The organism is Shouchella clausii (assembly GCF_002250115.1).
Classification (GTDB): domain Bacteria; phylum Bacillota; class Bacilli; order Bacillales; family Bacillaceae_D; genus Shouchella; species Shouchella clausii.
The window spans coordinates 3,574,484-3,601,376 of the sequence record NZ_CP019985.1; the positions used below are offsets into that span (position 1 = coordinate 3,574,484).

At 44.9% G+C, this 26,893-nt stretch carries 30 protein-coding genes and 1 riboswitch; of the genes, 20 read left to right on the top strand and 10 right to left on the bottom strand.

Annotation, left to right across the window (positions count from 1 at the left end; translation table 11 throughout):
* The first annotated feature begins 31 nt into the window (after positions 1 to 31).
* The 4 genes from BC8716_RS17390 (at position 32) to BC8716_RS17405 (ending at position 3,265) form a co-directional block, all read left to right on the top strand.
* Entirely contained in the window at positions 32 to 916 is an 885-nt protein-coding gene (locus BC8716_RS17390) for a chemotaxis protein (RefSeq protein ID WP_094427744.1), read from the top strand.
* 258 nt (positions 917 to 1,174) lie between these two features.
* Positions 1,175 to 1,471 (top strand): HesB/YadR/YfhF family protein, encoded by a 297-nt coding sequence (locus BC8716_RS17395; RefSeq protein WP_094427746.1) that lies wholly within the window; start codon positions 1,175 to 1,177, stop codon positions 1,469 to 1,471.
* A 79-nt stretch (positions 1,472 to 1,550) separates the two neighbouring features.
* Positions 1,551 to 2,081: a peptide-methionine (S)-S-oxide reductase MsrA gene (msrA, locus tag BC8716_RS17400; protein ID WP_094429287.1), complete on the top strand. Its 531-nt coding sequence runs from the start codon at positions 1,551 to 1,553 to the stop codon at positions 2,079 to 2,081.
* A 17-nt stretch (positions 2,082 to 2,098) separates the two neighbouring features.
* Positions 2,099 to 3,265: an alpha/beta hydrolase gene (locus BC8716_RS17405; protein ID WP_094427748.1), complete on the top strand. Its 1,167-nt coding sequence runs from the start codon at positions 2,099 to 2,101 to the stop codon at positions 3,263 to 3,265.
* Positions 3,266 to 3,293: 28 nt separating this feature from the next.
* On the opposite strand, the gene BC8716_RS17410 is transcribed toward BC8716_RS17405, so the two are convergent.
* Positions 3,294 to 3,545 (bottom strand): DNA alkylation repair protein, encoded by a 252-nt coding sequence (locus BC8716_RS17410; protein WP_094427750.1) that lies wholly within the window; start codon positions 3,543 to 3,545, stop codon positions 3,294 to 3,296.
* A gap of 295 nt (positions 3,546 to 3,840) precedes the next feature.
* On the opposite strand from BC8716_RS17410, the gene qoxA reads away from it, so the two are divergent.
* From qoxA to qoxD, 4 genes are read left to right on the top strand one after another with little or no spacing between them, the layout of a single operon-like run.
* Complete coding sequence (qoxA, locus tag BC8716_RS17415) at positions 3,841 to 4,779, top strand: cytochrome aa3 quinol oxidase subunit II (protein WP_081427714.1); 939 nt, start codon at positions 3,841 to 3,843, stop codon at positions 4,777 to 4,779.
* A 33-nt stretch (positions 4,780 to 4,812) separates the two neighbouring features.
* Complete coding sequence (qoxB, locus tag BC8716_RS17420) at positions 4,813 to 6,756, top strand: cytochrome aa3 quinol oxidase subunit I (RefSeq protein WP_094427752.1); 1,944 nt, start codon at positions 4,813 to 4,815, stop codon at positions 6,754 to 6,756.
* A gap of 3 nt (positions 6,757 to 6,759) precedes the next feature.
* Entirely contained in the window at positions 6,760 to 7,374 is a 615-nt protein-coding gene (qoxC, locus tag BC8716_RS17425) for a cytochrome aa3 quinol oxidase subunit III (protein ID WP_094427754.1), read from the top strand.
* The gene (gene qoxD, locus BC8716_RS17430; RefSeq protein ID WP_094427756.1) at positions 7,375 to 7,689 is read left to right on the top strand and encodes a cytochrome aa3 quinol oxidase subunit IV; all 315 of its coding nucleotides are present in this window, start codon (positions 7,375 to 7,377) and stop codon (positions 7,687 to 7,689) included. It begins immediately after the preceding gene.
* 38 nt (positions 7,690 to 7,727) lie between these two features.
* Here qoxD and ywcE read toward each other — a convergent pair whose 3' ends face one another.
* Positions 7,728 to 8,009 (bottom strand): spore morphogenesis/germination protein YwcE, encoded by a 282-nt coding sequence (gene ywcE / locus BC8716_RS17435; RefSeq protein ID WP_094427758.1) that lies wholly within the window; start codon positions 8,007 to 8,009, stop codon positions 7,728 to 7,730.
* Positions 8,010 to 8,200: 191 nt separating this feature from the next.
* Here ywcE and BC8716_RS17440 point away from each other — a divergent pair, with 191 nt between their 5' ends.
* Positions 8,201 to 8,473, top strand: coding sequence for an acylphosphatase (locus tag BC8716_RS17440; protein WP_094427760.1), 273 nt, complete (start codon positions 8,201 to 8,203; stop codon positions 8,471 to 8,473).
* A gap of 127 nt (positions 8,474 to 8,600) precedes the next feature.
* Positions 8,601 to 9,986 (top strand): alanine/glycine:cation symporter family protein, encoded by a 1,386-nt coding sequence (locus BC8716_RS17445; RefSeq protein WP_094427762.1) that lies wholly within the window; start codon positions 8,601 to 8,603, stop codon positions 9,984 to 9,986.
* A gap of 60 nt (positions 9,987 to 10,046) precedes the next feature.
* On the opposite strand, the gene BC8716_RS17450 is transcribed toward BC8716_RS17445, so the two are convergent.
* On the bottom strand, positions 10,047 to 11,276 hold the full coding sequence (locus BC8716_RS17450; protein ID WP_094427764.1) for an aminopeptidase: 1,230 nt from the start codon (positions 11,274 to 11,276) through the stop codon (positions 10,047 to 10,049).
* Between the two features lie 119 nt (positions 11,277 to 11,395).
* Positions 11,396 to 11,439: riboswitch (PreQ1 riboswitch) on the top strand.
* Positions 11,440 to 11,482: 43 nt separating this feature from the next.
* Between BC8716_RS17450 and queC the strand changes: the two genes are divergently transcribed.
* Genes queC through queF form a run of 4 tightly spaced genes read left to right on the top strand, consistent with a single transcriptional unit; the run spans position 11,483 to position 13,787 of the window.
* Positions 11,483 to 12,148 carry a 7-cyano-7-deazaguanine synthase QueC gene (gene queC / locus BC8716_RS17455; protein ID WP_094427766.1) on the top strand — a complete coding sequence of 222 codons (666 nt, stop codon included), beginning with the start codon at positions 11,483 to 11,485 and terminating at the stop codon, positions 12,146 to 12,148.
* On the top strand, positions 12,145 to 12,570 hold the full coding sequence (gene queD, locus BC8716_RS17460; RefSeq protein WP_094427768.1) for a 6-carboxytetrahydropterin synthase QueD: 426 nt from the start codon (positions 12,145 to 12,147) through the stop codon (positions 12,568 to 12,570). The genes queC and queD overlap by 4 nt, the downstream gene beginning before the upstream one ends.
* Positions 12,563 to 13,276, top strand: a complete 714-nt coding sequence (gene queE, locus BC8716_RS17465) for a 7-carboxy-7-deazaguanine synthase QueE (RefSeq protein WP_094427770.1) — start codon at positions 12,563 to 12,565, stop codon at positions 13,274 to 13,276. The genes queD and queE overlap by 8 nt, the downstream gene beginning before the upstream one ends.
* A 13-nt stretch (positions 13,277 to 13,289) precedes the next feature.
* A complete protein-coding gene (gene queF / locus BC8716_RS17470) occupies positions 13,290 to 13,787 on the top strand; it encodes a preQ(1) synthase (protein ID WP_094427772.1) in 498 nt (165 codons plus the stop codon).
* Between the two features lie 229 nt (positions 13,788 to 14,016).
* On the opposite strand, the gene BC8716_RS17475 is transcribed toward queF, so the two are convergent.
* The 6 genes from BC8716_RS17475 to sda all read right to left on the bottom strand — a co-directional run bounded on the left by BC8716_RS17475 (position 14,017) and on the right by sda (position 18,675).
* Positions 14,017 to 14,631, bottom strand: a complete 615-nt coding sequence (locus BC8716_RS17475) for a response regulator (protein WP_094427774.1) — start codon at positions 14,629 to 14,631, stop codon at positions 14,017 to 14,019.
* Entirely contained in the window at positions 14,628 to 15,719 is a 1,092-nt protein-coding gene (locus BC8716_RS17480) for a sensor histidine kinase (protein WP_094427776.1), read from the bottom strand. Before BC8716_RS17480 ends, BC8716_RS17475 begins: the two co-directional genes overlap by 4 nt.
* A 97-nt stretch (positions 15,720 to 15,816) precedes the next feature.
* Positions 15,817 to 16,503: an ABC transporter permease gene (locus BC8716_RS17485; RefSeq protein WP_094427778.1), complete on the bottom strand. Its 687-nt coding sequence runs from the start codon at positions 16,501 to 16,503 to the stop codon at positions 15,817 to 15,819.
* Positions 16,500 to 17,234, bottom strand: coding sequence for an ABC transporter permease (locus tag BC8716_RS17490; protein ID WP_094427780.1), 735 nt, complete (start codon positions 17,232 to 17,234; stop codon positions 16,500 to 16,502). The genes BC8716_RS17485 and BC8716_RS17490 overlap by 4 nt, the downstream gene beginning before the upstream one ends.
* Complete coding sequence (locus BC8716_RS17495) at positions 17,231 to 18,178, bottom strand: ABC transporter ATP-binding protein (RefSeq protein ID WP_094427782.1); 948 nt, start codon at positions 18,176 to 18,178, stop codon at positions 17,231 to 17,233. Before BC8716_RS17495 ends, BC8716_RS17490 begins: the two co-directional genes overlap by 4 nt.
* A 365-nt stretch (positions 18,179 to 18,543) precedes the next feature.
* Positions 18,544 to 18,675, bottom strand: a complete 132-nt coding sequence (gene sda / locus BC8716_RS17500) for a sporulation histidine kinase inhibitor Sda (protein WP_107588663.1) — start codon at positions 18,673 to 18,675, stop codon at positions 18,544 to 18,546.
* 177 nt (positions 18,676 to 18,852) lie between these two features.
* Between sda and BC8716_RS17505 the strand changes: the two genes are divergently transcribed.
* From BC8716_RS17505 to BC8716_RS22365, 3 genes are read left to right on the top strand one after another with little or no spacing between them, the layout of a single operon-like run.
* On the top strand, positions 18,853 to 20,994 hold the full coding sequence (locus tag BC8716_RS17505) for a type IA DNA topoisomerase (protein WP_094427786.1): 2,142 nt from the start codon (positions 18,853 to 18,855) through the stop codon (positions 20,992 to 20,994).
* The gene (locus tag BC8716_RS17510) at positions 20,991 to 21,437 is read left to right on the top strand and encodes an OsmC family protein (protein ID WP_094427788.1); all 447 of its coding nucleotides are present in this window, start codon (positions 20,991 to 20,993) and stop codon (positions 21,435 to 21,437) included. Before BC8716_RS17505 ends, BC8716_RS17510 begins: the two co-directional genes overlap by 4 nt.
* Positions 21,430 to 21,600, top strand: coding sequence for a hypothetical protein (locus BC8716_RS22365; protein WP_157730483.1), 171 nt, complete (start codon positions 21,430 to 21,432; stop codon positions 21,598 to 21,600). The genes BC8716_RS17510 and BC8716_RS22365 overlap by 8 nt, the downstream gene beginning before the upstream one ends.
* A 32-nt stretch (positions 21,601 to 21,632) precedes the next feature.
* Here the strand turns inward: BC8716_RS22365 and BC8716_RS17515 are convergent, their stop codons facing one another.
* On the bottom strand, positions 21,633 to 22,265 hold the full coding sequence (locus BC8716_RS17515; protein WP_094427790.1) for a lytic transglycosylase domain-containing protein: 633 nt from the start codon (positions 22,263 to 22,265) through the stop codon (positions 21,633 to 21,635).
* A gap of 157 nt (positions 22,266 to 22,422) precedes the next feature.
* On the opposite strand from BC8716_RS17515, the gene BC8716_RS17520 reads away from it, so the two are divergent.
* The 3 genes from BC8716_RS17520 (at position 22,423) to BC8716_RS17530 (ending at position 26,884) form a co-directional block, all read left to right on the top strand.
* Positions 22,423 to 23,415, top strand: coding sequence for a class I SAM-dependent methyltransferase (locus BC8716_RS17520; RefSeq protein WP_254120499.1), 993 nt, complete (start codon positions 22,423 to 22,425; stop codon positions 23,413 to 23,415).
* 96 nt (positions 23,416 to 23,511) lie between these two features.
* Positions 23,512 to 23,826, top strand: coding sequence for a hypothetical protein (locus BC8716_RS17525; RefSeq protein ID WP_094427792.1), 315 nt, complete (start codon positions 23,512 to 23,514; stop codon positions 23,824 to 23,826).
* A 226-nt stretch (positions 23,827 to 24,052) separates the two neighbouring features.
* Positions 24,053 to 26,884, top strand: coding sequence for a 2-oxoglutarate dehydrogenase E1 component (locus tag BC8716_RS17530; protein WP_094427794.1), 2,832 nt, complete (start codon positions 24,053 to 24,055; stop codon positions 26,882 to 26,884).
* Positions 26,885 to 26,893 lie beyond the last annotated feature (9 nt).

The following is a 26,893-nucleotide window of genomic DNA, read 5'->3' on the forward strand; positions in this document are numbered from 1 at the left end:
AAGGATGAAGGCTTAGTTCGGAGGGAATTGTATGGCGCTTAACATGTTTCAAAGGGAAGAGCAACGTTATGACCAGGAGCTTGTTTTGTTTAAAGCAGGGCAATCCACCTATGCATTAAATGTATTAAAAGTGAAAGAAATTATTCGACCGGTTCCGGTTACGGAATCACCAAACCGACATAGCATTGTTGAGGGCGTCATTCAAGTGCGCGGCCAAGTAATCCCATTAATCAACTTGTACCGCCTCTTGGAAATTGACGAAAGTGTAACGGTCTATTTTCTTGTAATTGAGATGGGAGAACAATTATTTGCGTTAAAAACGGGACCTGTCTCCCATGTTCACCGCACCCACTCTAGCACAATCAAACAGCCAGACGCTGTCACAAAAGGAAAAGAAGCTTTTGTGAGCGGGGTGATTCCGTTGCCGGACAATGGCGTTGCCTTCTCCCTTGATTTAGAGAAGGTGCTTCACTTTATCCAACCGTCTCACATGCAAGGGGCAATGGCAACGGATGAGCGCCGTCGCAACTACCCGCTTCTATTAGTAGAAGACTCAAAAACGTTGCGTTCGCTCCTTGTTGATGCATTGAGAGAGGCTGGCTATGAAGACGTTACAACATTTGATAATGGAAGGGATGCGTCCCGTTATTTGTCGGATGATGCATGCCCACTATATGAGGCGATCGTTACCGATATAGAAATGCCTTATATGAACGGCCACGAACTGACGAGGCATTTACGCCAAGACAGTCGCTATCAAGAAACCCCCGTTATTGCGTTCTCTTCGCTAGACAAAGGACTGATGGAACGAAGAGGGGAAGAAGCTGGCGTAACCGAGCATGTAGCCAAGCCAGACATCCATCAACTCGTCGATGCCCTTGATCGGCAACTACTGGAAAAAAGTGAGTCCGTTTAACGGATTCGCTTTTTTGGTTTTAGTAACTCAAGCTGCTCAGTTGTAATAAGGCCGGCTTTATGGAGGAGGCATGCATAAAGGTAATGATTTTTTTTAACAAACATGCTGTGTCACTCCTTTTCAAACAGTTTATTCTCTTGCGCAAAAAAGTTTCTCTAACGCAAAAAAATAGGCTGCTAAAAGCTGGATTTTGGACGGTTATCAAAAATCTTGGTATGATAGAAAGACGAAGAAAGACCCTACAAGGAGGCTAACTAGATGGAAATTAAGGTTACGAAACCTGCGATAAATTGGTTTAAACAAGAGTTTTCGGAAGCAGAAGAACCTGTCCCGATTCGTTTTTATGGCCGTTATGGTGGCTGTGGATCCTTGCAAAGTGGTTTTTCATTGGGGATGAGCCAAACGGAACCAACTGAACCGGCTGTCGTTTATGAAGAGGACGGTTTTTTGTTTTTTATTGAAGAACAAGATAGCTGGTATTTTAAAGATCAGCTTGTCCGGGTGAAATATAGTCGTAAGAAGGACGAAATCGAATTTGAATATGAACAACAGTAGGCAATACTAGCAACATTTTAATGGGAAATAATAGAGGATGCCTTCGTCAAAAGGAAGAAATGGGGAATGAAAATTGGCAATCGAGAAAGCAATGTTTGCAGGAGGTTGTTTTTGGTGCATGGTCCAGCCGTTTGACCAGCTGCCAGGCATAAAAGCAATTGTATCAGGCTATTCAGGCGGTCATATGAAAAACCCGACTTATGAACAAGTAAAAACGGGCGAAACTGGACATTATGAAGTTGTAGAGATTACGTATGATTCAGAGCGGTTTCCTTACAGCAAGTTGCTTGAGCTGTACTGGCCGCAAATTGACCCAACGGATGATGGCGGCCAATTCCATGACCGTGGAAGTCAGTACCGCACGGCTATTTTTTATTATACAGAAGAACAAAAGCAGTTGGCGGAAGCTTCGAAAGCAGAATTAAACAACAGCGGCCGCTTTAACAAGCCAATTGTCACTGCGATTCTTCCTGCGTCCACGTTTTATCGGGCCGAGGAAGACCATCAAGATTTTTATAAAAAGCAGCCAAAGGCTTATAAACAAGACCGGGCGCAAAGCGGAAGAGACGAATTTATTGCAACGAACTGGAAAGAAAACAAACCGAGGTAGCCGGGAAGGAGGCACGCATGGAGAGGTTTTCCAAATCTGTTACAAAGGGAGTAGCGTTTTTTGCTTTGACAGCCGTTACGATCAGCTTAATCTCGATTTTTTTTGTGCAAAGCTGGCGCTACACAGAAGCGGGAAAAGTGCCTCCAAAAACGGCTGTGTTGCTTCACGCCGTCAACAACCGGCTTTTGCCTGAAGGGAAACTGGAAGCGCCTGCCTTTTTAGCAGTCAAGGCGCCGCCAACGATTGAACGTCACCAAGTCACGATTCCGACTAGGGATGGGGGAGACATTCCAGCAACTGTTTATCAGCCTATCGCTGCTGGGCCACACCCGATCATTGTCTACTATCATGGAGGCGCGTTTATGGAAGGGTACGGCGACTTGGATACTCATGACAATATTATCCGTTCGCTTGCAGCCCGAACCGGTGCTATTGTAGTTGCCCCAGCTTATCGGCTTGCCCCGACTTATGCTTTTCCTACAGCGGTAAACGATAGCTATGATGCCCTTACCTGGGTTTATGAGAATGCAGACGTTTTAGATGGCGATGGGGATAGGCTTGCAGTGGCTGGCGATAGCGCTGGAGGAAACCTTGCTGCGGCTGTTGCTATCATGTCTGGAGAAGAAGATGGTCCTGCCTTGTCAGGGCAAGCGCTCCTTTACCCATTGGCTACTTTTGAAGATGCGAAGTTTCCGTCACGTGACATGTATGCAAGCGGCTTTTATTTTTTGTCCCGTGCGGTTATGGAAATGGCGCAACAATCGTATGCGCCAAACGAAGCGGATTGGGCATCGCCTTACACTTCGCCTCTTAATGCCGAAGACGTGTCGATGATGCCGAGTACGCTTATTATAACAGGCGAGTTTGATCCGTTACGCGATGAAGGGGAAGCTTTGGCAAAACGTTTGTATAATGAAGGGATCTATGTACAAGCACAGCGTTTTAATGGAGTGATGCACGGCTTTATCTCTTTCTATGAAGTGATGGAGCGAGGCGACAAAGGGCTGCAATCAGCAGCCGCTTTTTTGAAAGAGGCGCTAAACAAGGAATTGCCTGAACCACAAAATAGCCAGCCATTTGCAGTAGAAGTGATCGACGACCGTGATTCTTGGCGAGATGAGGCAGAAGCGTATGTGATTGGTGTGTATTTATTGTTTAAGCAAATGATCCGAGCATTTGAATAAAAACCAGCCCATATTGCCGGGCTGGTTTTTATTGAAACTGATTATTTCGGGCAAAAGCGACAAATGTGTCTTCAGCCTCGTTTAGCCCACAGGCTCCACATTGGATGCGAATCGATGGGCCTCTGTATGGCATATGGAAGGCATCAAGTGAATCTTCGCTGTACGTTTCAACAATTTCACCAGTTTGTGGACTCAATTTGACAGGTTCAACTTGTTGAACGATGCGGTGGAACCTTGTCCGGTTGGTTTTGCACTTTGGACATAAATAGGGATCATTCATATTATCACTCCTTACGTTTAGTATGGACAAAAAAAGGGAAAGGCATGATTGGTAAACAAGAAAAGTTTGGGAAAGTTGTGTCTGCTTCTCAACTTTTTTTTGTCGAATTTATGATAATTGTTGGTAACCGCTTTAATAGCAGAGCATTTTTTAAGCGAAAGTGGTAGGATGGAGTACAGCTATGTTGCTGGTTTCTGCTTCACAAAGTATACATGCAACAATTAGTTATTTTGCCAAAAGAAAGGTGATTTTATTGCGTACACCATCGAAAGTCTTTAAATGGTTTGCTCTAGCGATGGTCGGTCTCTTTCTGAGTGGTTGTGGGAATTTGACGGTCCTTGACCCACAAGGTCCTGTAGCGGAACAGCAAAGCGATTTGATCATGCTATCAATCTGGTTTATGATTTTCATTGTTTTAGTCGTGTTTGTTTTGCTTACAGTCATGATTGTCAAGTACCGTGACCGAGGAAACAATGACAATTATGATCCGTCGATTGAGGGCAGCCACAAGTTGGAATTTGTTTGGACGATTATTCCAATTATCATTGTCACCATTCTTTCTGTACCAACTGTCATAACCATTTATAATTTGGAAGAAGCTCCTGAAGTAGCTGAAGGCAGCGTCCAAGTTGATCCGCTTGTCATTCACGCAACAAGCGTAAACTGGAAATGGATCTTTAGCTATCCAGAGGAAAATATTGAAACGGTCAACTATGTCAATATCCCTGTTGATCGTCCAGTCCAGTTCAAATTGACTTCAGCAGATTCAATGGCATCGTTTTGGGTACCGCAGCTTGGTGGACAAAAATACAGCATGTCGGGTATGGAAACAGAATTGTTTTTAATGGCTAATGAACCAGGCACGTACAACGGCCGTAATGCAAACTTTACAGGCGAAGGGTTCACGGAGCAACGGTTCCTTGTTAATGCCGTAACAGATGAGAGCTATGATTCATGGGTGGAAGAAGTGCAAGCGGAAGCACCACCATTGTCAGAAGAAGAATACGCACATCTAATGGTTCCAGGTCACGCTGAAGAAATGACATTCTCTTCAACACATCTTGAGTTTGTCAACCATGCTTATGATCCGACATACGCGCTTGAGAAAAGTGCAGAACTTGGATATGAGCCACTAAATCCGCATTCGAGAGAAGGCAAAGCGTACGAAATGCCAAAACTGACGCAACCAATTGACACATCAAGAACATATAAAGTGGAATTGGATGATGAGTAATGGCGCAAACAACGGAAGAGAGGGGATTTACCGTTGAGATGGGATGAATTTATTGTAACGGGAGACCCGCTTATACTTGGTGCGCAAATTTCCATTGCTTTATCAAGTATAATTGCAATTGTCGCCCTTACTTATTTTAAAAAATGGAAAGTGCTCTGGACGGACTGGATCACATCCGTTGACCATAAAAAGATTGGGATTATGTACATTGCGTGTGCATTGTTAATGCTTTTCCGCGGTGGCGTCGACGCAATGATGATGCGTTTGCAATTGACTGCCCCAGGCATGACGTTTTTAAACAGCCAGCATTACAATGAAATTTTTACGACGCATGGCACGATCATGATCATTTTCATGGCGATGCCTTTCCTGATTGGGTTAATGAACGTTGTCGTGCCGCTGCAAATTGGCGCGCGTGACGTTGCGTTTCCATTCTTGAACAATTTAAGCTTTTGGACATTCTTTTTTGGAATGGCACTTTTTAATATTTCCTTTATCATTGGCGGTTCGCCAGCGGCAGGATGGACGTCTTATTTTCCACTTGCCTCGAATGACTTCAGTCCTGGCGTCGGTCAAAACTTTTATGCGCTCGGTCTTCAGCTTTCCGGTATCGGAACGCTTGCCACAGGGATCAACTTTATCGTCACGATCTTTAAAATGCGCACTAAAGGCATGACGCTAATGAAAATGCCGATGTTTACATGGACAGTTTTAATCACGTCAATGATTATTGTCCTTGCGTTTCCAGTGTTGACTGTAGCGCTAGCAATGATGACATTTGACCGGCTGTTCGGATCGGCGTTCTTTACCTTGCAAGGTCAAGGCCTTGATATGCTATGGGCCAACCTATTTTGGATTTGGGGCCACCCTGAAGTGTATATCGTTATTCTCCCTGCATTTGGGATCTTTTCAGAAATTATTTCAACGTTTGCGCGCAAAAAGTTGTTTGGCTACAATGCGATGGTCGCTTCCGTTGTGATTATTTCGTTTTTAAGTTTCCTTGTATGGGTTCACCACTTCTTTACAATGGGGAATAGCGCGGCTGTTAACTCGTTTTTCTCAATTACGACAATGGCGATTTCGATTCCGACAGGTGTCAAAATCTTTAACTGGCTCTTTACGCTACACAAAGGAAAAATTAGAATCACGGTGCCAATGCTTTGGTCGCTTGGCTTTATCCCGAACTTTGTGATCGGTGGGGTCACAGGCGTGATGTTGGCTATGGCAGCAGCTGATTACCAGTACCACAACACCTATTTCCTCGTGTCCCATTTCCATTATGTCCTTATTGCCGGAACGGTGTTTGCCTGCTTTGCCGGTTTGGTTTACTGGTATCCGAAAATGTTTGGCCATCGTTTAAACGAAAAAATCGGCAAATGGGTCTTTTGGATTTTTATGATCGGTTTCAATATCTGTTTCTTCCCGCAGTATTTTCTCGGGCTTGACGGCATGCCGCGGCGGATTTACACATACTTGGAATCCGACAATTGGTTTTCGCTTAATGCGATTTCCACAGTGGGTGCTTTCATGATGGCGATCGGATTTGCGTTGTTCGTCTATAATATTTACTACAGCTGGCGTTATGAAAAACGCGATACAACTGGCGATCCTTGGGACGGCCGCACATTGGAGTGGGCAACGTCTTCAGCAATACCGCCATTTTACAACTTTGCAAAAGTCCCTGAAGTATCAGAACGTGATGCTCTCTGGGATATGAAAGAAAAAGGCATTGATCCAAATGCCGATACAAATTACCAGAAAATCCATATGCCAAGCAATACATGGCTTGGACCAGTGATGAGTTTGATGATGTTCATTGCTTCCTTTGCCCTCGTATTTAGTTGGTTCCCGCTTGCGATTATAGGCGGTATTGGAATTTTCATTTGCATGATCATCCGTTCCTTTGATTACAACGACGGGTATTATGTAAGTGTAGAAGAAATTACAGAAATTGAAAATAAAGCGAGGGAGGCGTAAAACGTGGCAGCACATGAAACGATAAATCCAAACGAACCACTTGAATATCAATCATCTGAAGGCCGCAACAATATCCTAGGTTTCTGGATTTTTCTTGGCGCTGAATTCGCTTTGTTTGCAACGCTGTTCGCCTCGTATTTTGTCCTCGTTGACAGAAATGCCGGGGCAGTGCCGTCTGCGGAACTGTTTGATTTAAACCTTGTGTTAATTATGACGTTCCTGCTTTTGACAAGTTCGTTTACTTGTGGGATCGCGATCCATGAAATGCGTGCCGGTAGAATGAAACAAACGCTTGTCTGGATTGGTTTGACGCTTTTACTAGGCCTTGGCTTTGTTGGCTTTGAGATATACGAGTTTATCCATTATGTCCATGAAGGGGCGACCTTGTCGGCAAGCGCCCATTGGTCAACATTCTTTGTGCTGCTTGGCACACACGGCTTGCATGTCTCGATCGGCATCGGCTGGATTGTGTTGTTGGCGATTCAAATGCTAAAACGCGGGTTTACGCCACGGACAACGTCTAAGTTTTTCATCGCCAGCCTGTATTGGCACTTTTTAGATGTTGTATGGATTATGATCTTTACCGGCGTATATTTGCTAGGAATGGAGTGGGTGTAAATGGCACAGGAAAAAGAAACAGCAGCCAACCACCACGGTTTTCCTTGGAAACATGTAATTGGCTTTGTGCTCTCGATTGTTCTCACGCTACTAGCAGTATGGGTCATGTCGCAAACCAATTTGGCTTGGGATGTACGAATCATTATTGTCTTTGTGTTTGCCTTTATCCAGATGACAGTACAGCTTCATATGTTTATGCATATAGGTGAAGGCAAAGCAGGTTACGTGCAAATCGGCCACACATGGTTTGCGATTATCATTGCGGTGATTATTGTAATCGGCTCTTATCTTGTACTGAGAACGGGCCACATTTAAAGAAAAAAGCGCATTCCAGCAATGGGAATGCGCTTTTGTTATTCAGCGGACTGTGTAAAACGCCTTGATTTGCTGCGGAGGTGTGGGTAAACATAAAGAACAAGGGCAGCGAAATGGGCGATAAAGACGTTGACCAGAAACGCTGTGACAAATGCAGAGTGGTGAAGGTCGAACAAAAATCCATCAAAAATGTGGGCAAGGGCTAGCACCCACATGACAATGATAAACGGAATGCTGGCAAGGGCAATTTTTCGGTGTTCCAGCCACAGAAATAATGGCGTCGCGCTGGCGACAAACATATAGGCGAAAAACAAATCCATTTGAACCACTCCTTTCCCAAGTATTCCATCTTTGTGAACAATAGATGTCAATATTGTGTCTGTTTTGTGTACTTTTATGCTATCACAAAATCGCCACAATTGAAAGCGTTTGCGTTTAATTTAGGCGACGTTTTTTGCTTTGGCAAATGGGTATGGTACAATCAAGCAAATTAGTTAAGGGGGAGCCTAAGATGAAACGGTATGAAGTCGAAGTAACAGGAAAAGTGCAAGGTGTTGGCTTTCGCGTCTTTGTGGAACAGACAGCGAGCCAATATCGCGTAACTGGCACAGTCCAAAATCGCCCAGAAGGTTCCGTTGTCATCCAAGTCCAAGGCGAGGAGGCTGAAATTGGACGGTTTTTAGCAAAAGTCGGACAAGGTAACCATTTTGCTAAAGTTGAACATATGGAGAAGAAGGAAATTCCTAAAAAAGAAAAGGAGGCGCGTTTTTCGACCATCTACTGACTACTACTACCATGGTTGCCAATTTCGCTTAAATCGGCGAGGTTGGTTTTTTTTGTAGACTTCTAGGCATAAATTCACTAAACTAAATTTATTCAATTTAACAAGAAAAAAATCGACAAAAGGGGGCATGTTTGTGAGTTTTAGTGGCATAGTCGATGCAATTAATAATGTAGTATGGGGGCCGATCACATTGTTCCTCATTGTAGGAACAGGGATTTATTTGACGATCAGGCTTCGTTTTTTGCAAATTAGGGACTTGCCTTATGCATTAAAATTGACGTTTGGCAGAAGCAAAAAGAACGGAAAAAGTGGACAAGGTGATATTTCCCATTTTCAATCATTAATGACGGCCATGGCCGCGACACTTGGAATCGGCAATATGACAGGTGTGGCTTCGGCGATTCTTTTAGGAGGCGTTGGCGCTCTTTTTTGGATGTGGGTAGCCGCCTCATTTGGTATGGCGACCAAGTATGGGGAAGCGATTCTAGCTGTCAAATATCGTGTCGTCAACCATAAAGGTGAAATATCTGGCGGTCCGATGTACTATATTGAAAAAGGGCTAGGTTGGAAATGGCTTGCTGTTTTGTTTGCGCTGTTTGGTTGTTTGGCGTCTTTTGGCATTGGCAATATGACACAATCCAATACAGTCGCAAGCTCATTGGCAACCAACTTTAACGTCAATCCATGGGTAACAGGCTTTATATTAATGGCATTGACAGGTTTGGTGTTACTTGGGGGAATAAAGGGCATTGGCCGTGTAACTGCTATATTTGTCCCATTTATGGCGCTCTTTTACATGGCTGGTGGTCTAATTATTATCGTAATGAATATTACACATGTACCTGAAGCGTTTGCGACGATTTTTCGTGAAGCTTTTAATACAGATGCCGCTTTAGGAGGCACGATCGGTATGGCAATTCGTTACGGGATTGCACGCGGCGTATTTTCGAACGAGGCAGGCCTCGGTTCAGCGCCAATTGCTGCTGCTGCCGCAAAAACAGACTATCCTGGCAGGCAAGCGCTCGTCTCTATGACAGGAACCTTTCTCGATACGATGATTGTTTGTACGATTACAGGGCTGACGATCGTCATGAGCGGCTTGCATATTGGCCGACCAAGTGACGACCAAGCGCTCGTTACAGGGGAAGCGTTTGAATTTTTCCTCCCTGGCGTCGGCAATTATATCGTTGTATTCGGCATTATCTTTTTTGCCTATTCGACGATTATTGGCTGGTCTTATTATGGAGAGAAATGTTTCGGCTATTTATTTGGCGATAAAAATACAATTATTTACAAAGTTATTTTCGTGATTGTCGTCATGATTGGCGCTGGTACAAGCGTGCAAATTGTCTGGGATATTGCTGATATTTTTAATGGCCTTATGGCGATTCCAAACTTAATTGGTCTGTTGTTACTCTCCAATGTGATTGTTAAAGAAACAGATAAATTTAAGAAAGTCCGTTTGCAAGAACGACAGCAAGCCAAACAAACGAGCAAGCAAATAGTCAGCTAGGACTCGTCCGTTCATAAAACGAAAAGCGATGTGCAGCCAGCACATCGCTTTTTTAACGAGTTAAATTGCCCAATCGCCGTTGCGGAACACAGGTACTCGGTTTCCGTTTTTATCGATCCCGTCAATATCCATATCGGCGGCGCCCATCATAAAATCAACATGGGTAATGCTTTGGTTTAGGCCATGTTTTTCAAGTTCTGCAGGGCTCATCGTTTTGCCGCCTTCAATATTAAAGGCATAGGCGCTGCCAAGAGCCAAGTGGTTCGACGCATTTTCATCAAAAAGGGTGTTGTAAAAAATAAGGTTTGTATCTGAAATCGGCGAACGGTGTGGCACAAGTGCAACTTCACCAATGTAGCGTGCGCCTTCATCACTGTCAAGCAGGCGTTTCAGCGTTTCTTCGCCTCGTTCTGCCGAAAAATCGACGACTTTTCCGTTTTTAAAGGTCAACGTGAAATTAGTAATCAGCGTACCACCATAATTAAGCGGTTTTGTGCTTGTGACAGTGCCGTTAACACCATCTTTTTTAGCAGCTGAAAACACTTCTTCTGTCGGCATATTGGCTACAAAGTCAATGCCTGCTTTGCTTGTGCTTCCTCCAGACGTCCAAATGTGGGTTTCAGGAAGTTCAATCGTTAAATCAGTCCCTTTTCCTTTGTAATGGAGAGCATGGAAATGATGATCGTTTAATTTGTTTCGTTTTTCATCAAGTGTGGCGAGGTGTTGCTTCCAAGCGGCCACAGGGTCTGTTTCATTGATACGTGTTGCTGCAAATATCGCTTCCCATAACTTTGTCACTGCTTCTTCGCCTTTCGCGTCAGGGAAAACTTTTTCCGCCCAACTGACAGTAGGGACAGCCACGATCGACCAGCTCACTTTATCAGACTGGATGTAGCGTCGGAATGTGTCTAATGCCATGCCCGCAGCTTTGTTGGCTCTGGCAACACGGTCAGGATCTGCGTCTTTTAATAAGTCTGGGTTTCCGCCAGTTATACTTAAGAAGGCGGCATTGTTGTCTGCTTCTTCTTCAAGCGCTTTCGCTTGCCAATTTGGATATTCATCAAACGCCTCGTCTGGAGCGAGCTCAAATTTCATTTTTGTTAATTCCTCATCGCTCCATTCTACACGAACATGTTTGGCACCAGCTTCATACGCTTTTTTGGCGACTAGACGGACGAAGTCTGCGGCAAAAAGCGGCGCACGTACAAACAATGTTTGCCCTTTTTGGATGTTGACGCCAACACGCACAGCCAAATTTGCGTAATTCTCGACTTTTTCTTGAAATGACATAACGAACGCCTTCTTTCTGCACGAATGATTTTCCTTCTATAGTAGTTTACCAATTTCATGGAGATATGCAAACAAATCCACACAAGAACGTGGTAAAATGAAGGTTGCACGATAATTAGAAAGAAGAGGTTCGCGAACTCCCTCTATAAAAAACTAACCAATTGTTGGAGTATCCGAATGCTCGTTCTCAAAAGGAGAAATGTAGCATGTTAGAAGACAAAGCTGTGGTCGTCTTTAGCGGCGGCCAAGACAGCACGACTTGCCTATTCTGGGCAAAGGAGCGTTATCGTTCGCTCCACGCGGTCATTTTTGACTATGGTCAGCGCCACAAGGAGGAAATCCAATGTGCTGTCGACATTGCCAATGAGCAAGGGGTTCCTTATAAAGTCTTTGATATGGGCTTGTTGAACCAGCTTACGGCAAATGCACTAACGAGGGAAAATATCCTCGTCCAAGCCGGTGAAGCAGGGGAATCGCCTAGCACATTCGTCGCCGGGCGCAACCATTTGTTTTTATCGTTTGCCGCTGTATATGCACGGGAAATTGGAGCAAAGCACATTATCACTGGTGTTTGCGAAACAGATTTTAGTGGTTACCCCGATTGTCGCGATGTGTTCGTTAAGTCATTAAATGTGACGTTGAATTTAGCGATGGACGAACAATTTGTGATTCATACTCCGCTCATGTGGCTAAATAAAAAAGAAACATGGGCATTGGCTGATAAAATGGGGCAACTCGAATACATTCGGGCGAATACGCTCACTTGTTATGAAGGGATTCGCGGAGACGGTTGTGGGACTTGCCCATCTTGCCAGCTCCGCCAAAATGGATTGGATCTCTATTTGCGCGAGAAAGCAGGTGCGAGCCGATGATCCAGCAAATTTATCCGACGCCAATCCATTCATATCGCTATGAACTAAACAAAGATATGCATGTGGCCGCCGCTCATTACATTGATGATGAACGGGCTGGCCAATGCCAACGTGTCCATGGGCACACGTATTTTATCAATTTGACGATTGTCGGTGATGACCTTGACGAGACAGGATTCCTCGTTAATTTTAGCAAGTTAAAACAAGCGGTTCATGGCCGCTTCGACCATCGCCTTCTTAATGAAGACGCGCTGTTTGAAACGGCCCCTCCTTCTACTGAAAAAATGGCGGAGACCATTTACAAAGTCGTCCAAGAACAACTTGACACTTGTCCAAATCGACCACTGTGCATTCAAGTGTATGTAAGAGAGACGCCTACTAGTTATGTTGTCTACCGGCCGAAGGAGCATGCCCGTGGCTAAATTGATTCCAGTTGTTGAACTGTTTGGGCCGACCATTCAAGGAGAAGGAATGGTGATCGGACAGAAGACGATGTTTGTGCGTACAGGCGGATGTGATTACCGTTGTCACTGGTGTGATTCTGCTTTTACATGGGATGGCAGCGAAAAGAGTGAACCGTTGTCTGCAGAAGGAATTATAGAGCGCCTTAATTCACTTAGTGAAAATGGGTATAGCCATGTCACCATTTCCGGCGGAAATCCAGCGCTTCATAAAGGCATAGGTGAACTGGTGGCATTGCTCAATGAGAAGGGCGTTGCCACAGCGATCGAAACACAAGGAACCATCTTTCAATGTTGGATCAATCGCGTCGATGAAGTGACAGTTAGTCCGAAACCGCCAAGTTCAGGAATGGAGACAGATTGGACAAAGCTCGATTTGTTTTTGCAACAATTACAAGCACCGGCGGTAAGCTTAAAGGTTGTCGTGTTTGATGATGCCGACTATCAATACGCAAAGCGTGTGCATAAGCGCTATCCAACAGTGCCTTTTTACTTGCAAACGGGCAATGAAGATTTTGCTAAAAAAGAGGATCCACGCTTTCTGGAGAAACGAATGGGCGCTTACGAAGCTCTCGTCGAAAAGGCGCTAGCTGACAAGGAAATGATCAACGTCCGTGTCCTTCCACAGCTGCACACATGGTTATGGGGCAATAAGCGAGGCGTGTAGGAGGAAAAATACTATGGCAGGAAGACAAGAAAAAGAGCTTCAAAATGTGACATTGCTCGGCAGTGAGCAAACGGAATACAAATACAGTTATGACCCTGGTGTTCTTGAGACATTTGACAATCAGCACCCTTATCGGGATTACATGGTTAAATTCAATTGCCCGGAATTTACGACGTTATGTCCGAAAACAGGGCAACCTGATTTCGCAACCTTGTACATTAGCTATATCCCTGAGCAAAAAATGGTTGAGAGCAAGTCGCTGAAGCTGTACTTATTCAGTTTCCGCAACCATGGCGATTTCCATGAGGACAGTGTCAATACAATTATGAATGACTTAATTGAAATAATGGATCCACGCTATATTGAAGTTTGGGGAAAATTTACGCCTCGTGGCGGCATTTCCATAGACCCTTACTGCAACTATGGCAAAAAAGGGACCAAATACGAGGAAATCGCGAACTACCGGTTAATGAACCATGATCTGTATCCAGAAACGATAACGAACCGCTAATAAACATGCAAAGGGGAAGCGGTGTGTTCAGGGCATTTTGATGTTGGCGACAATGGCGACAAAACGTTTGTCATTCGGTGAAGATGCGAACAAGATATGTGGTTATTAGCAACGATGGATCAAGCAGTAACTACGGTCTCAAGTGCAGGGGAGAGCCCTGCACTTTTTTTAAAAACACAACGCAGAGTCTGCTACTGATCAATGGAAAACAAAGTTCCGCCAAGGCCTATTATCTGTTTGCTTGATGTTTCCAATAGTAGATCGCCAGTTGGGTGCGATCCCGCAGTTCGAGCTTGTCAAGAATGACAGAGAGCGTATTCCGTACAGTACCGACACTTAAAAATAGATGGGCAGCAATTTCTTTGTTTGAAAGCCCTTGGGCGATGCATTCGGCAATCTCACTTTCCCGCTTTGTTAATCCGGCGAGGGCGTCGGCATTTGGTTTCACCAATTGCTTGAGCACATCGGCGTCAAGTACAGATGAACCAGCGCTTAAGGCACGGATTTGCTTGGCCATATTGGCTACCGCTGTCGATTTGAGCAAATAGCCTTCTGCTCCAGCCTGCAAAGCGAGGCGAATATTTTGTTCATCTTGGAACGTTGTTAGCATCATAATTAACATTTCTGGCCAGCGGCTTTTGATCTCTTTTGTACTTTCAATTCCACCCATTTCGGGCATGCGAATGTCCATCAATACGAGGTCAGGCGCTTTTTCCTCTATATGTGTAAGCGCTTCACGGCCATTGCTGGCAGTCCCTATAACAGTAAAATCATCTTCGTTGCCAAGAAGCAGTTCGAGACTCTGGCAAACGAGCGCATCGTCATCAACAATGAGAATGTTCATCTCGCTTCTTTCCTTTCTTGGATTGGCAGGACACAAACAATCGAATAGCCCGATGAGCGGTTCACAGACAAGCTCCCACCAGCGGCACGTGCACGGATTTTTAAATTTCTCAAGCCACTGCCGTCTTTAGACTGAGCAGAACAAGTGCCGTTATCTTGGATGCTGAGGCGGACAATCGTCTCTGTGACATCTAGATGGACAGCTACTTTTGTCGCATCGCTATGCCTGGCGACATTTGTTAATGCCTCTTTTAAACATGGAATGAGCAAACTCCAAAGATAGACGGGGACACTGTCCATATTCCCTGACTTTTGGTAAGAAACGGGACAGTATGTAAAGTTTTCGGTAATCGATTCAATCGTTTGCTCACCGATTAAGGCGACGGGAGTCATGTCATGGACGGTGTCCCGTAACCGTTTTGTGCTTCGCGTCAGCCGTTTTTTTACTTGTGCAAACATTTTTTCTGCCTGTTCGCCATGTTGAAACTGTTCATACGCTTGGAGGGCGAGTAGCGCACCAGTGAGATCGTGGCCGAGGTGGTCGTGGAGATCCCTGGCGATGCGATTCCTTTCTGTTAGTTCCGCCATTTGTGCCGTTTCGCTATTGGCCTGAAGCAAATCGATTTTTAACCGTTCCAGCTCATAACGTGCTTTTCGTTCTTGGTCGATTTCACGCCAAAAAGAAGTCCGTTGTTGTTGCCAATGGCGGACTACAGCCCCAAACAAGGCAGCGCTTAAAAGAAAGACAACGAAATGAACAGTGGCAGCTTCACTGGCGAAAACGATAAAAGGGATAGGCGCACAATAATAGGGCCTTCCTCGCCATAAACTCTCCACTAAAGGCAAGGCAAGACCATATAAGCTTCCCATCCAAAATGGTGAAAAGAGCAGGCAAAAACATAAATCAATGAGAACAGTCCAGCTTGGCAATCGTACTCGCCAGCGCAGCGCTGCCATGATTGCCAGCAACATAACCAAGACAAACGTGCCCTTTGTTCCGTTTTCGATAAACCATAAAACTGTAAGAAAAAACAAGCTGCCGATTCGCCATAATCCCATATAAAAACTTGGTCTTGCCAGTTTTGCCATCGGCTAGCCCTCCTACCATTTTTCTAGCTTTAACTATAACGACATCTGACTCCTAGCTCAAGTGCTAGGAGTCTAAACAAAAGCTCGGCAGAACGACCTAAGCGATTTTACGGATACTGCCAATGATAAGAAAACAGACAGTATAGAGCAAGAGCATCCCATGGATTAGCAATATGTCTGTTGTTTGACCTCCAAGGGCGACCCATTTCATACCTGACGATAACCAATAAGTCGGAAAAATGACAGCGAGTCGTTCGAAGACGGCCGGCATCATCTCGATTGGCATAATAAGTCCGCCGAGGAGAGCGATTAACACAACAATGGACATAAACACAAGAAAAGACGTCTCTTTGTTGCGAAACAGTGAGATCCAGGCAAGCGCCAAAGCAAGGGATGTCAAACTAAAAGTAACGAACAAACAGAACAACGCAAAGGGCGAGTATAACTCTTGGCCATACAGAACGCCTCCGCCAACTGCTAGCGCACATTGGAAAAGGAGAATCACCATGTAGGCAAGCAAGTTTTGCCAAAGATAGTGTAGATGGCTGATTGGGGCAACAGCTAAACGTTTGACAACGCCTTTGACTCGGTCTTCCAACATAATTGAAGCCAAGCGAATGCTGACAAACAAGATGAGCACGCCAAAATAATGGTAGCCAAAAGGAAGAAAAGGCCATATCTCACTGGCAGGGAGAAAAATCGCTCCAACAGGAAAGAGAGTTAAAAATAGAAGGTTGGTCTTGTTGCGAAAACTTCGTTTGAGGGCAAATTGAAAAATTGTCATCCCATTCGCCTCCGCCCAAGCGCAAGCATGACAAAGAAGGCAACAATGATCGCTCCGAGTAAAATGCTTACATTAAGCCATACTTCTGCAACGTTTCCTGCTTGATATTCAAAAATCGCAGCGCTAGCGAGCGTCAATGGATTTCCATATGAACCCATAAACTCAAAAAAAGCATTTTCTGGCATTGGGAAAAATAAACCAGCAAGCACAATCGCACCGATTCCATACACTTCACTCAGTCGTTCTGCCACTTTAAACTGTTTGACGGCGAACGTGAAAATGAGGCAGACGATGCTTGATAACAGAGCCATTAATGCGATCACAAACACGGCCCAGCCAATGTTCCCCCATTCAACATTGAAGACCCAAAAAGAATAAAACACCAAAATGCCCCCAAGAAAAATCGAAAATAACGTACCTAGAACACTGATGGAGAATGCATACAGCGTCTGGCTAAAAGGCAGAGACTGAATGCGAAAACGGCGTTCCGTGAAAAAGTCTTCATGTATATAGGACATGACGATTGAGCCTCCAAACAGTTGAAAGGCAAGAACCATTAAAGTTGTTGATTCTTGAATGTAAGGCATACCAGCTTCTGTTTTAGAATCACCTAAAATAATCGCAAAAAATGTAATCAACACAATCGGAATTCCGAGCAGCAACAATAACACAATCCAATTGCGGATCAGCCGTAATGTGGTAAACCGCAGCGTAGAAAGGACATTTGTCATTCTTTCGCCTCCCCATCACGCAGCTGCTTGCCAGTAAGGGTGAGAAAAACGTCTTCTAAGTTTGGTTTTTCTGCTTGGATGCCGAGCAAGCCGCCATGTTCCTTAATAATCGAAACCACGCGGTCAAGATTACCTGCGCCGACTTTCGAAATAACAGTGATGTTGCTACCATTAACAACGACCTGTTTCACACCATCCAATTGTTCCAAGCGCGTGATCGGTACAAGCGCCGGTTCTGTCACATCGATTTTGATTTTTTCCTCATGTTGGATATTTTTAATAAGCTCATCGACGGTGCCTTCCGTTATGATTTGCCCTTGATCGACGATCACGACACGAGAAGCGATTGCTTGCACTTCTTCCATATAATGAGTCGTGTACAAAACCGTCGTACCGCGTTTTCGTAATTCTTGTACAGCTTCTAGAATGTGGTTGCGCGATTGCGGGTCGATACCGACTGTCGGTTCATCCATGATTAACAGCTTTGGCTGGTGGGTGAGGGCACAAGCAATATTCAAACGGCGTTTCATCCCACCTGAAAATTTGTTTGGAGCTTTGCGTTCATTTGCGGAAAGGCCAACAAATTCGAGCGCCTCAGCAACGCGTTTTTTTCGCTCCTCTCCCCGCAGGCCATAAACGCCAGCAAAAAATTCTAAGTTTTCTCTTGCCGTTAATTCTTCAAAGACAGTTAATTCTTGAGTGACGAGCCCCATCTTCGATTTGTTTTTTTTCGTAAATGGGTTTTTCGTTGATCCGAATAACTCGATCGTGCCTCGATCAAAAGGAACCATGCCCGTTAGTGTATGAATGAGTGTCGTCTTCCCAGCCCCGTTAGGGCCAAGCAACCCGACAATTTCACCTTCATGAATATCCAAGTCGACATGATCTAAGGCAAGATGGGAGCCATATCGTTTGACCACTCCTTGCAAAGAGGCAATCACCATATTCATCACCTTTTCGTGTGTAGGATACATGTAGTATCGCGTAAATCTAAACCGGCGAGTAGTTCCATTTGTCACTAAATAAAAAAACAAGGGCCATTGCTTTCGAGTTTTGCTTACCAGACAAACCAAGCATAAGGAGATCGGGCACAAAATGACAAATGTAACATTGAGTTGGTTGGAGGCGAACGCCTGGAACCATTAGATGAGGATGCTCGATTACACTCGTATAGACAAAGAGGCGGCAAACTAAGGGTGGTTATCGTCTCAGCAGCTAAGTCCGCGTGTGTTCGCTTATTAATGATTTTGTTCAAATTTAAAATCGTCATATAGGTAATGGGGGTGTTTCCTAAGAGAAGCACGATCTGTTAATTAGACGGAATGAATCCACGCTTTTCTATTTCTTGTTTTAAAATCGCAATAAACGTTGCATCGAGTTTCTGTTCCACTGCTTTGTTCCATGCTTCGTAAAGGACATCGTCTTGTAAATCGCTTAACATGACGTTCTCACTCCTCATTTAAAGGGAATAGATTCTTTTTCCCTATGATGAACAAGTCTAAACATACAATGGCTCACCATTCTATCGCAGACTTTAAGGGAAGCAATATGTATCTTACGGTTTGGGCAAGTATGGTATGATTGAGAAAAATTAAATCAAAAAAGTGGAGGAATCAAGGTGGATCTTATCCTGGCGGAAAAGCCATCAGTGGCCAAAAACATTGCTGATGCGTTAGGGATCAAAGCGAAAAAAGATGGGTACTATGAAGGGGATGCTTACCTAATTACGTGGGCGTTTGGCCATCTTTTAGAACTGTATGACGCGAAAGATTATGATCCTAAATTTGCCAGATGGCAGGAAAGTTACTTTCCGTTTATTCCAACTCAGTTTAAATATAAAGTGAAATCAACGTACAACAAACCAGATACAGGGGCGAAAAAACAACTTGCTACTATTTCTCGCCTTGCGCGACGCCATGATGTTCGTCGCATTATTTCAGCATGCGACTATGACCGAGAAGGCCAGCTGATTGGTGACAGTATCATTTCCAATCTTCGTGCCGATAAGCCTGTGTTCCGGATGCTCTTAAATGAATGGACGAAACAAGAAGTGCTCCGCGGCTTAAAACATGCGCGCCCTAATTCTGAGCTAATAACGTTGCGTGATGCCGGGGTTAGCCGCCAATGGGCCGACTGGGCAATTGGAATCAATTTAACGTCTGTAGCGACATTGAAGTACCAACCTGGGCGGGGGAGCGTCTTAAATATCGGCCGTGTCTTGCTGCCGACGTTAAAGATTATTTATGACCGCGACAAGGAAATTGCAGCATTTACGCCTGAACGTTATTATAAGTTGGTTGCGTTGTTTCAAACGGCGAGCGGCGCTACCTATGAAGGCGTTTATACATTCAAGAAGCAGACTGCCTTTTCGGAAAAACAAGGGCTAGAGCAATTGGCTTCACTGCTGCCTGGAAAACTTGCACGCGCTGTGCATGTGGAAAGAAACGAGAAAAAAGAATACCCGCCCGTTTTGTTTAATTTGTCGCAGCTGCAAGGCCATATTACGAATAAATACAGGGGCTGGACGGCAGACAAGGTTTTAAAAATCGCCCAGTCGTTATATGAGAAAAAGTTGATTACGTATCCACGTACGTCAAGCACGGCGCTGGAAGAGAGTTTAGTCAAGAAAACGGCGGCAGTCCTTAAGACTATCAGCAAAGGCTTGCCTTATGAAAAGGACATTCGTTTTACAACGAGCAAACGGATTTTTAACAATGCTAAAGTTGAAAGTCACAGTGCAATCATCCCGACGTACATGTTGCCAAAACGATTGAATGCTGATGAAGCAATTGTTTACAATGCGGTAAAAAACCGGTTTCTGATGCAATTTATGCCGCCAGCAGAATTTTTAGAAACGACCATTCATACAAAGCTAGAAGAAGGCGTAGCAGAAGGGTTTTTTGTTTCAAAGGGAAGGGAAAAGCGAGCTGATGGCTGGCACCAAGTAGAGCAAGTAAACGGGAAGGAAACATTTTTGCCCAATGTGGAAGAAGGAGAGCGTGTCAAAGCGCTTTCTGGAAAAACGAGCGACCATATGACAACACCGCCTAAACCACATACTGAAAAAACGTTGTTGCATATTATGGAAACATGTGGGCGGAAGCTCGACAAAGACGATGCAGAACAGCTTATGAAAGGGTATGCGATTGGCACAGCTGCAACGAGAGCAGATACCATTAAAAAGCTAAAAGATATTGGTTATATTCATGCGTCTGGAAAAGCGCTCCATTGTACGGAAACAGGCGCCAAACTAGTGGAACAATTTCCGGTTCAAAGATTGTTTGATTTAGCTTTTACTGGAAGATTGGAGAAGCAGTTATTCGATATTGAGAAAGGACGCTTGGACAAACAGTCATTTTTACAAAACATTTTTGCCTTTATTGAAACAGCTGTGCAAGAAATCAAAGCCGATGAGACAGGCAAGATCGAATTAATGGCGAAAAAACGTCAAGTAACGGAAACGCTTGGCAAATGCCCACTATGCGAAAAGGCTGTGATCGAAACAAGCAAAGCGTTTGGCTGCAGTGGCTGGAAAAGCGGCTGCCCCTTTGTCATTTGGAAAAATGATAAGTATTTGGCTCGTTTCAAAAAGAAGCCAACGAAAACGATGGTTAAATCATTGCTAAAACATGGCTTCGTCAACGTAAAGGGGCTAAAATCAAAAAACGGAAAAACGTTTTCCGCTACGTTGCGTTATCAGCAGCAAGGCAGCTACTTTAGTTGGGTACTCGAATTTCCTAAACGAGGTGATGGACAATGATCCACCGATTTTTATTGGATGCCACCTGGAACGGCGGCCGTAATAGCACTGGTACAATCCAAACAGGCAACTTAACTCATTCCATATCGATCCCGAAAGAAATGGGCGGACCTGGGATCGGCACAAATCCAGACGAAATGCTGCTCGGTGCTGCCGCTACTTGTTTTTTGATTACGTATGCTGCCATGCTTGAGCGGGCTCAAATCGAGGTAAAGTCATTGACGCTTCACGCTGAGGCCGATGTGGATGTGACGAATAACATCTTTGAATTCCGAGCAATTCGCCACTTTCCAACAGTGGTATTAAAAGAGCAGACCCAGGTGGAGAAGGCGGAACGTTTAGCGTTTAAAGCAGAATCTTCTTGCATGATTACAAAAGCAGTCGCAGGCAATGTCGCCGTGTCTGTTACACCGAATGTGAAAGCAGTGGATAGCGATGAATAAGCGTCTGGCGGCTGTCTTTTTGGCGATTGCCTTCCTTTCGATCTCGCTGCTTGCTGGCTGTCAAGGAGAAGACGAACATTCTGAGACGAACGACAAGCCAGAAGGCTATGTGGAGCCTATTCCAGTAAAGCTCGTCGAAGAAGACCCGATTACAGCTTCATAAAAAACGCACACCTACAAATGAAGGTGTGCGTTTTACGTTCCTGCTGCTTTGTGCCTGTTTAGTGGAAGTTGTATAAGCTCGTACCCTTCCTCTGTATACGTGTGGTAGTACCCCATTACTTCTTCAACGTAATCTTCACTTTTGTTATAAGAGAAAAGCGCTTCTTCATAGTTGCCTTCACGTGCGCCGTGGTCAGCCAAATACCGAGCAGCAGAGTAGGCAGAGTCGGCTAGGTCAAATGGATCGGCTTTGCCGCTTCCTGACGCGTCAGTGCCATAGCCGTTATGGGCTTCAATTAAATCGGTATCCGTAATGTCGACATCTTCAGCGACATTGCCGATGTCGTCAATGCCTGGGTAAGACCAACCGACCCATGTACGGGGCATAAATTGAAAATGCCCAAGGGCGCCAACAGGGCTTTCGAGCGGATCCATTGTCGAAAAGATCGTTTCGACGCGATGAACGGAAGCAAGTAGTTCCCAAGGCACGCCATATTCTTCGCCTGCCTCTTTGTATATAGGCACATAATCTTCAGGAATTTGGTTTTCGGCAATAATGGTTTTGTAAACATTTTGGCGAAAGCGGTCACTTTGTTCAAACAACAACACAATAGAGACCAAGCAAATAAGAAAAAACAACGCAATACCTAAAAACCATTTTCGCATGAATCGAGCCTCTTTCTGCACAAATTACTCTCTTATCGTAACATGACAATTGAAAAAAGAACATAAAAAGAATCGTTTCAATGTTGACGATTTTGGGAATGGCAAGGAGGGGTAACATAGCGAGTTGGATGGGAAAGGGAAGCAAAGGGGTGGGCAAATGGCTGTAAATGAATATATAAAAGTATGGAATGCTCGAAAGTGGCTGAAAGAGGCGGAACCGTTTTTAAAGGTGTGGCATGCCTATTTGGGCTATAGCTTAAATTTGTTTTCTTATTTTAAGAATGGCGCGAAAGTCGCCGATGTAGCAGATAAACATGGTCTTAAAGCCGAGTTGCTGTCACGCTGGGTCGAAGTTGGTGTTGCGGTCGGCCACTTGCGTGAAAGCAAAGGCGGCAAAATCAAAACAAAGCCAAAGATGGGCAAATATTTAACAAAAGAAAGCAAGCATTCAGTCGGCATATTGCTTGAGGAGCTGTTTGAATTGCATATGCCTACCCTTTTAAGCTACCGAGAACAACTTCCAAACAAGAAGCAAGAGCCTCCTCCTGATATGGCCGATATGGTGGCGGGCACCTCTAGTCTCCTTGAAGCATTGGCTGTGCCGAAAATCGCCGCCGTCATAAAAAAACGCAAAGCCGAATCTGTGCTCGATGTCGGCTGCGGCTACGGCGGCTATTTAAAACGGTTGGCGCACACATTCCCCTGGACACAATTTGACGGGATTGAAGTCGACCACGATGTGTGCATTTCCGCTAGAGAAAACAATTTAAACGAAAATGTTACCATTATCGAAGGCGACTTTTTTCACTTTCAAGGCAAGCGTGCCTATGATGTTTTAATGTTCAACAATATCCTCTACTACTTTTCGCCAGAAACACGCGTTGAGATGTTTAAACGGGCGGCGGAGCAGCTAGCAACCGACGGGGTACTTATTGTCATTAGCCCAATTACCGATGGGAAGCACGGCAAGCGATTCGCTAGTGCTTTTAACAGTTTCATGAGCGCCCATAAAAAGATGCACCCTCTTCCTTCAAAGAAAGAGTTGGTCAAAGCAGGCAAACACGCACATTTTCGTTTGCTATCTGCTAAGACGGTTGTCAAAGAAGGAGGCTGGCACTTTCTTTTATTTGAGCAACGCGGTAAGCACTAAAAAGAGAAACGTAGTTTAAGCGCTAGGAAAGACCATTGACAACTTGTTGGCTTTTAACCACACGGTGGTATGATGAAGAGGGGGAGTGAGCAATAGATGATCCGAATGGATACGTATACGCGCCATCAAGCCGCATTTACGAATGTCTCGCTATTTCATGTAGATGTATTGCCAGACTGGATCGTTGTTCAGCTTGCTTTTGAACTGGATCCGCCCCTTGCTGATATGGAGGCTCCAGGGGCACAGCTCATTATTGGAAAAGACGGCTCTTTGATAGAATCAACATTTCAAGAAGAGCGATGCGATGAACCGACCATTCAACTAGAAGAAGAGGAGGCGAAACAGCTACAATTAATCGCGGCAAAAAATTGGGAAATCATACCTAATCCGAAAGGCGGAAACGCTTTTTGACGAAATAGGCAGAATGCTCGATAAAAACACTGGATTTTCGCGCGCAAACGCGCTAAAATCGAAGTGACCGCTTCCATTGTCGACGATCCAAAAAATGTGGCATAATTCGTCAATTATTATGCATTTTTTTTTGAGATACAGGCTGGAAAATGGTAAAATAGGTTTGTAAGCGCTTGAAAAAGAATTCGCCTTTTGCGAATGAAACGTTTTAGGAGGTTTATATCACATGTCCAGCAAGGAACACAGCCCGGAAAAGCCTTGGCGAGGATTTTATGGTCCTAACCTTGGAGCCGTGATTGAGCTGTACGATCAATATGTGGAAGACCCGAACTCCGTAGATGAACAAACGCGTGCCCACTTTGAGAAATGGGGTCCGCCAGCTTTAGAAGAGAACGTCAGCTCGTCTAATGCAAAGGAAACAATCGGGGCGGACATGATAAGCGCAGTAGTAGGAGCGGTGAGGCTGGCTGATTATATCCGTGCCAAAGGTCATTTGGTGTCTGACATACAGCCGATTTGGAAAACCGACAAAAACAGCAATTTGCTAGACTATGACCGCTTTAACGTAACGGAAGAAGAATTGAAAAAAGTACCTGTCAAGCTGATTTGCAAGGATGCTCCGCCGCATTTAAAAAATGGGCTCGAAGCGATCGAACATTTGAAAAAAGTGTATACGCAGACGATGGCATTTGAATTTGGACACGTTCAAGATGAAGAGGAACGTAATTGGCTCCGCAAGCAAGTGGAGTCTGAAGCGTATGCCGATGAGCTGCCAAATAAGGAGAAAAAAGCGCTGCTTGAACGCCTAACATCTGTAGAAGGCTTTGAGAAGTTTATCCACCGCACATTTGTTGGGCAAAAACGCTTTTCAATTGAGGGGCTTGATGCGCTTGTGCCGATGCTTGACAAAGCGATAAGGGAAGTCAGAAAAGAAAAGACTGACCACGTTATGATCGGCATGGCACATAGAGGACGACTCAATGTTTTAGCCCATACACTTGGGAAACCATATAAAGCGATCTTTTCGGAATTCCTGCAAGCGCCTAACAAATTAAATGCCCCATCAGAAGGCCTTGGAGAAACCTATACAGGCTGGACTGGCGATGTAAAATACCATTTAGGGGCCGACAGGCAAATTAGCGACGACAAAAGCGCGCAAACGATTGTGTCCCTTGCTAACAACCCAAGCCATTTGGAGTTTGTTTCGCCGATTGTTGAAGGATATGCAAGGGCAGCCCAAGAGGATCGCAGCAGCAAAGGCGAACCTAAGCAAGACACAACAAGGGCTTATTCGATCCTTATCCATGGCGATGCCGCATTTCCAGGGCAAGGTGTCGTGACGGAAACACTTAACTTAAGCCGTTTGAACGGTTATCACGTTGGCGGTTCGCTCCATATTATCGCCAACAACAATATCGGTTATACGACTGAAACGCATGATTCGCGTTCAACTACATACGCAAGCGATCCGGCTAAAGGCTTTGAAATTCCAATTGTGCATGTCAATGCAGACGATGCGGAAGCCTGCGTGAGGGCGATCAAATTTGCAGTCGAGTACCGTCGTAAATTCCAAAAAGACTTTTTGATCGATTTAATTGGCTACCGCCGGTTTGGCCACAATGAAGGCGATGAGCCAGCGGTGACACAGCCTGATCTCTACGCGCAAATCCGCAAACATCCAACCGTGCGCGCCATTTACGCTAAACAGCTTGAGGCTGAACAAGTAATTACGGCTAAAGAAGCACAGAAGCTAGATACCGATATGTACAACTACTTGCTTGAAGAATACAACAAAGTCAACAGCGATAAATCAGAGAAAAAATATGAGCTGAGCCCTCCTGACTTTATTGTGGATGGCTTGCCAAAAGTGAAAACCGCTGTCGAAAAAGAAAAGCTTGTTTCCATAAATGAACAGTTGCTTGACTGGCCGAGTTCGTTTAAACCAAACCAAAAGCTGGAAAAAATCTTGAAGCGCCGTGCCAGTGCATTTGACGGCGAAGGCAACGTTGATTGGGGACTGGCTGAAATCCTTGCGTTTGCTTCAATTCTCCATGATGGCACGCCAGTCCGCTTGAGTGGCCAAGATAGCGAGCGTGGCACGTTTGCACACCGTCACTTTGTCTTGCATGACCGCGAAACCAATGAAACGCATGTACCGCTGCAAGCGTTTAAAGATGCCAACGCGTCTTTTGCCGTTTACAACAGCCCTCTTACAGAGCAGGCATGCGTTGGCTTTGAATACGGATACAATGTTTTTTCAAAAGAGACGCTAGTGTTATGGGAAGCTCAATTTGGCGACTTCGTCAACGGCGCCCAAGTAATGTTTGACCAGTGGGTGTCAGCTGGGCGAGCCAAATGGGGGCAAAAGTCAGGTCTTGTTGTCTTGTTGCCTCACGGCTATGAAGGCGCCGGCCCTGAGCATTCCAGCGGGCGTGTTGAGCGCTTCTTGAGCTCGGCAGCAGAGAATAACTGGACAGTTGCCAACTGCACGTCAGCCGCACAATACTTCCATATTTTGCGGCGCCAGGCGAAGATTTTGCAAAAGAATACAGTGCGCCCACTTATTATCATGACGCCAAAAAGCTTGCTCCGTAACCAAGTGGTTGCCTCGCCAACGTCTGCTTTTACAGAAGGCGAGTTTCTGCCGATCTTGGAAGAGCCAACGCTTGGTCATGATCCCAATGCGGTTAAACGGATTATATTGTGCAGTGGAAAACTAGCAATTGAGTTGCAAGATTATGTGAACAAAAACGATGAGGACTGGAGTTGGGTTCACATTATCAGGGTAGAAGAGCTGTACCCGTTTCCGCGTCGCGCGATTCGCGAACGGTTAAAAGAGTTTCCTAACTTAGAAGAAGTCAAATGGGTACAAGAAGAGCCTAAAAACATGGGCGCTTGGACTTTTATGGAGCCGCGCATTCGCGAAATCTTGCCTCCAGGGGTTCCGTTGAGCTATATTGGCCGCACATACCGGTCAAGCCCGGCTGAAGGCGTATCCAATGCCCACAAAGTGGAACAAAAACGCATCGTAACTGAGTCATTGACTCGCAAAAACTAAGGAGGCTTT

Coding starts and splice junctions, on each gene's coding strand:
- BC8716_RS17510 (WP_094427788.1), top strand. CDS start 20,991: ATGATCCACCGATTTTTATTGGATGCCACCTGGAACGGCGGCCGTAAT.
- BC8716_RS17475 (WP_094427774.1), bottom strand. CDS start 14,631: ATGAACATTCTCATTGTTGATGACGATGCGCTCGTTTGCCAGAGTCTC.
- BC8716_RS17440 (WP_094427760.1), top strand. CDS start 8,201: ATGAAACGGTATGAAGTCGAAGTAACAGGAAAAGTGCAAGGTGTTGGC.
- BC8716_RS17390 (WP_094427744.1), top strand. CDS start 32: ATGGCGCTTAACATGTTTCAAAGGGAAGAGCAACGTTATGACCAGGAG.
- qoxD (WP_094427756.1), top strand. CDS start 7,375: ATGGCACAGGAAAAAGAAACAGCAGCCAACCACCACGGTTTTCCTTGG.
- sda (WP_107588663.1), bottom strand. CDS start 18,675: ATGTTAAGCGATTTACAAGACGATGTCCTTTACGAAGCATGGAACAAA.
- queD (WP_094427768.1), top strand. CDS start 12,145: ATGATCCAGCAAATTTATCCGACGCCAATCCATTCATATCGCTATGAA.
- queC (WP_094427766.1), top strand. CDS start 11,483: ATGTTAGAAGACAAAGCTGTGGTCGTCTTTAGCGGCGGCCAAGACAGC.
- BC8716_RS17480 (WP_094427776.1), bottom strand. CDS start 15,719: ATGGCAAAACTGGCAAGACCAAGTTTTTATATGGGATTATGGCGAATC.
- BC8716_RS17395 (WP_094427746.1), top strand. CDS start 1,175: ATGGAAATTAAGGTTACGAAACCTGCGATAAATTGGTTTAAACAAGAG.
- qoxA (WP_081427714.1), top strand. CDS start 3,841: ATGGTCGGTCTCTTTCTGAGTGGTTGTGGGAATTTGACGGTCCTTGAC.
- BC8716_RS17520 (WP_254120499.1), top strand. CDS start 22,423: ATGGCTGTAAATGAATATATAAAAGTATGGAATGCTCGAAAGTGGCTG.
- BC8716_RS17485 (WP_094427778.1), bottom strand. CDS start 16,503: ATGACAATTTTTCAATTTGCCCTCAAACGAAGTTTTCGCAACAAGACC.
- BC8716_RS17450 (WP_094427764.1), bottom strand. CDS start 11,276: ATGTCATTTCAAGAAAAAGTCGAGAATTACGCAAATTTGGCTGTGCGT.
- BC8716_RS17445 (WP_094427762.1), top strand. CDS start 8,601: ATGTTTGTGAGTTTTAGTGGCATAGTCGATGCAATTAATAATGTAGTA.
- ywcE (WP_094427758.1), bottom strand. CDS start 8,009: ATGGATTTGTTTTTCGCCTATATGTTTGTCGCCAGCGCGACGCCATTA.
- queF (WP_094427772.1), top strand. CDS start 13,290: ATGGCAGGAAGACAAGAAAAAGAGCTTCAAAATGTGACATTGCTCGGC.
- BC8716_RS17490 (WP_094427780.1), bottom strand. CDS start 17,234: ATGACAAATGTCCTTTCTACGCTGCGGTTTACCACATTACGGCTGATC.
- BC8716_RS17530 (WP_094427794.1), top strand. CDS start 24,053: ATGTCCAGCAAGGAACACAGCCCGGAAAAGCCTTGGCGAGGATTTTAT.
- BC8716_RS22365 (WP_157730483.1), top strand. CDS start 21,430: ATGAATAAGCGTCTGGCGGCTGTCTTTTTGGCGATTGCCTTCCTTTCG.
- BC8716_RS17410 (WP_094427750.1), bottom strand. CDS start 3,545: ATGAATGATCCCTATTTATGTCCAAAGTGCAAAACCAACCGGACAAGG.
- BC8716_RS17525 (WP_094427792.1), top strand. CDS start 23,512: ATGATCCGAATGGATACGTATACGCGCCATCAAGCCGCATTTACGAAT.
- BC8716_RS17495 (WP_094427782.1), bottom strand. CDS start 18,178: ATGGTGATTGCCTCTTTGCAAGGAGTGGTCAAACGATATGGCTCCCAT.
- BC8716_RS17515 (WP_094427790.1), bottom strand. CDS start 22,265: ATGCGAAAATGGTTTTTAGGTATTGCGTTGTTTTTTCTTATTTGCTTG.
- BC8716_RS17405 (WP_094427748.1), top strand. CDS start 2,099: ATGGAGAGGTTTTCCAAATCTGTTACAAAGGGAGTAGCGTTTTTTGCT.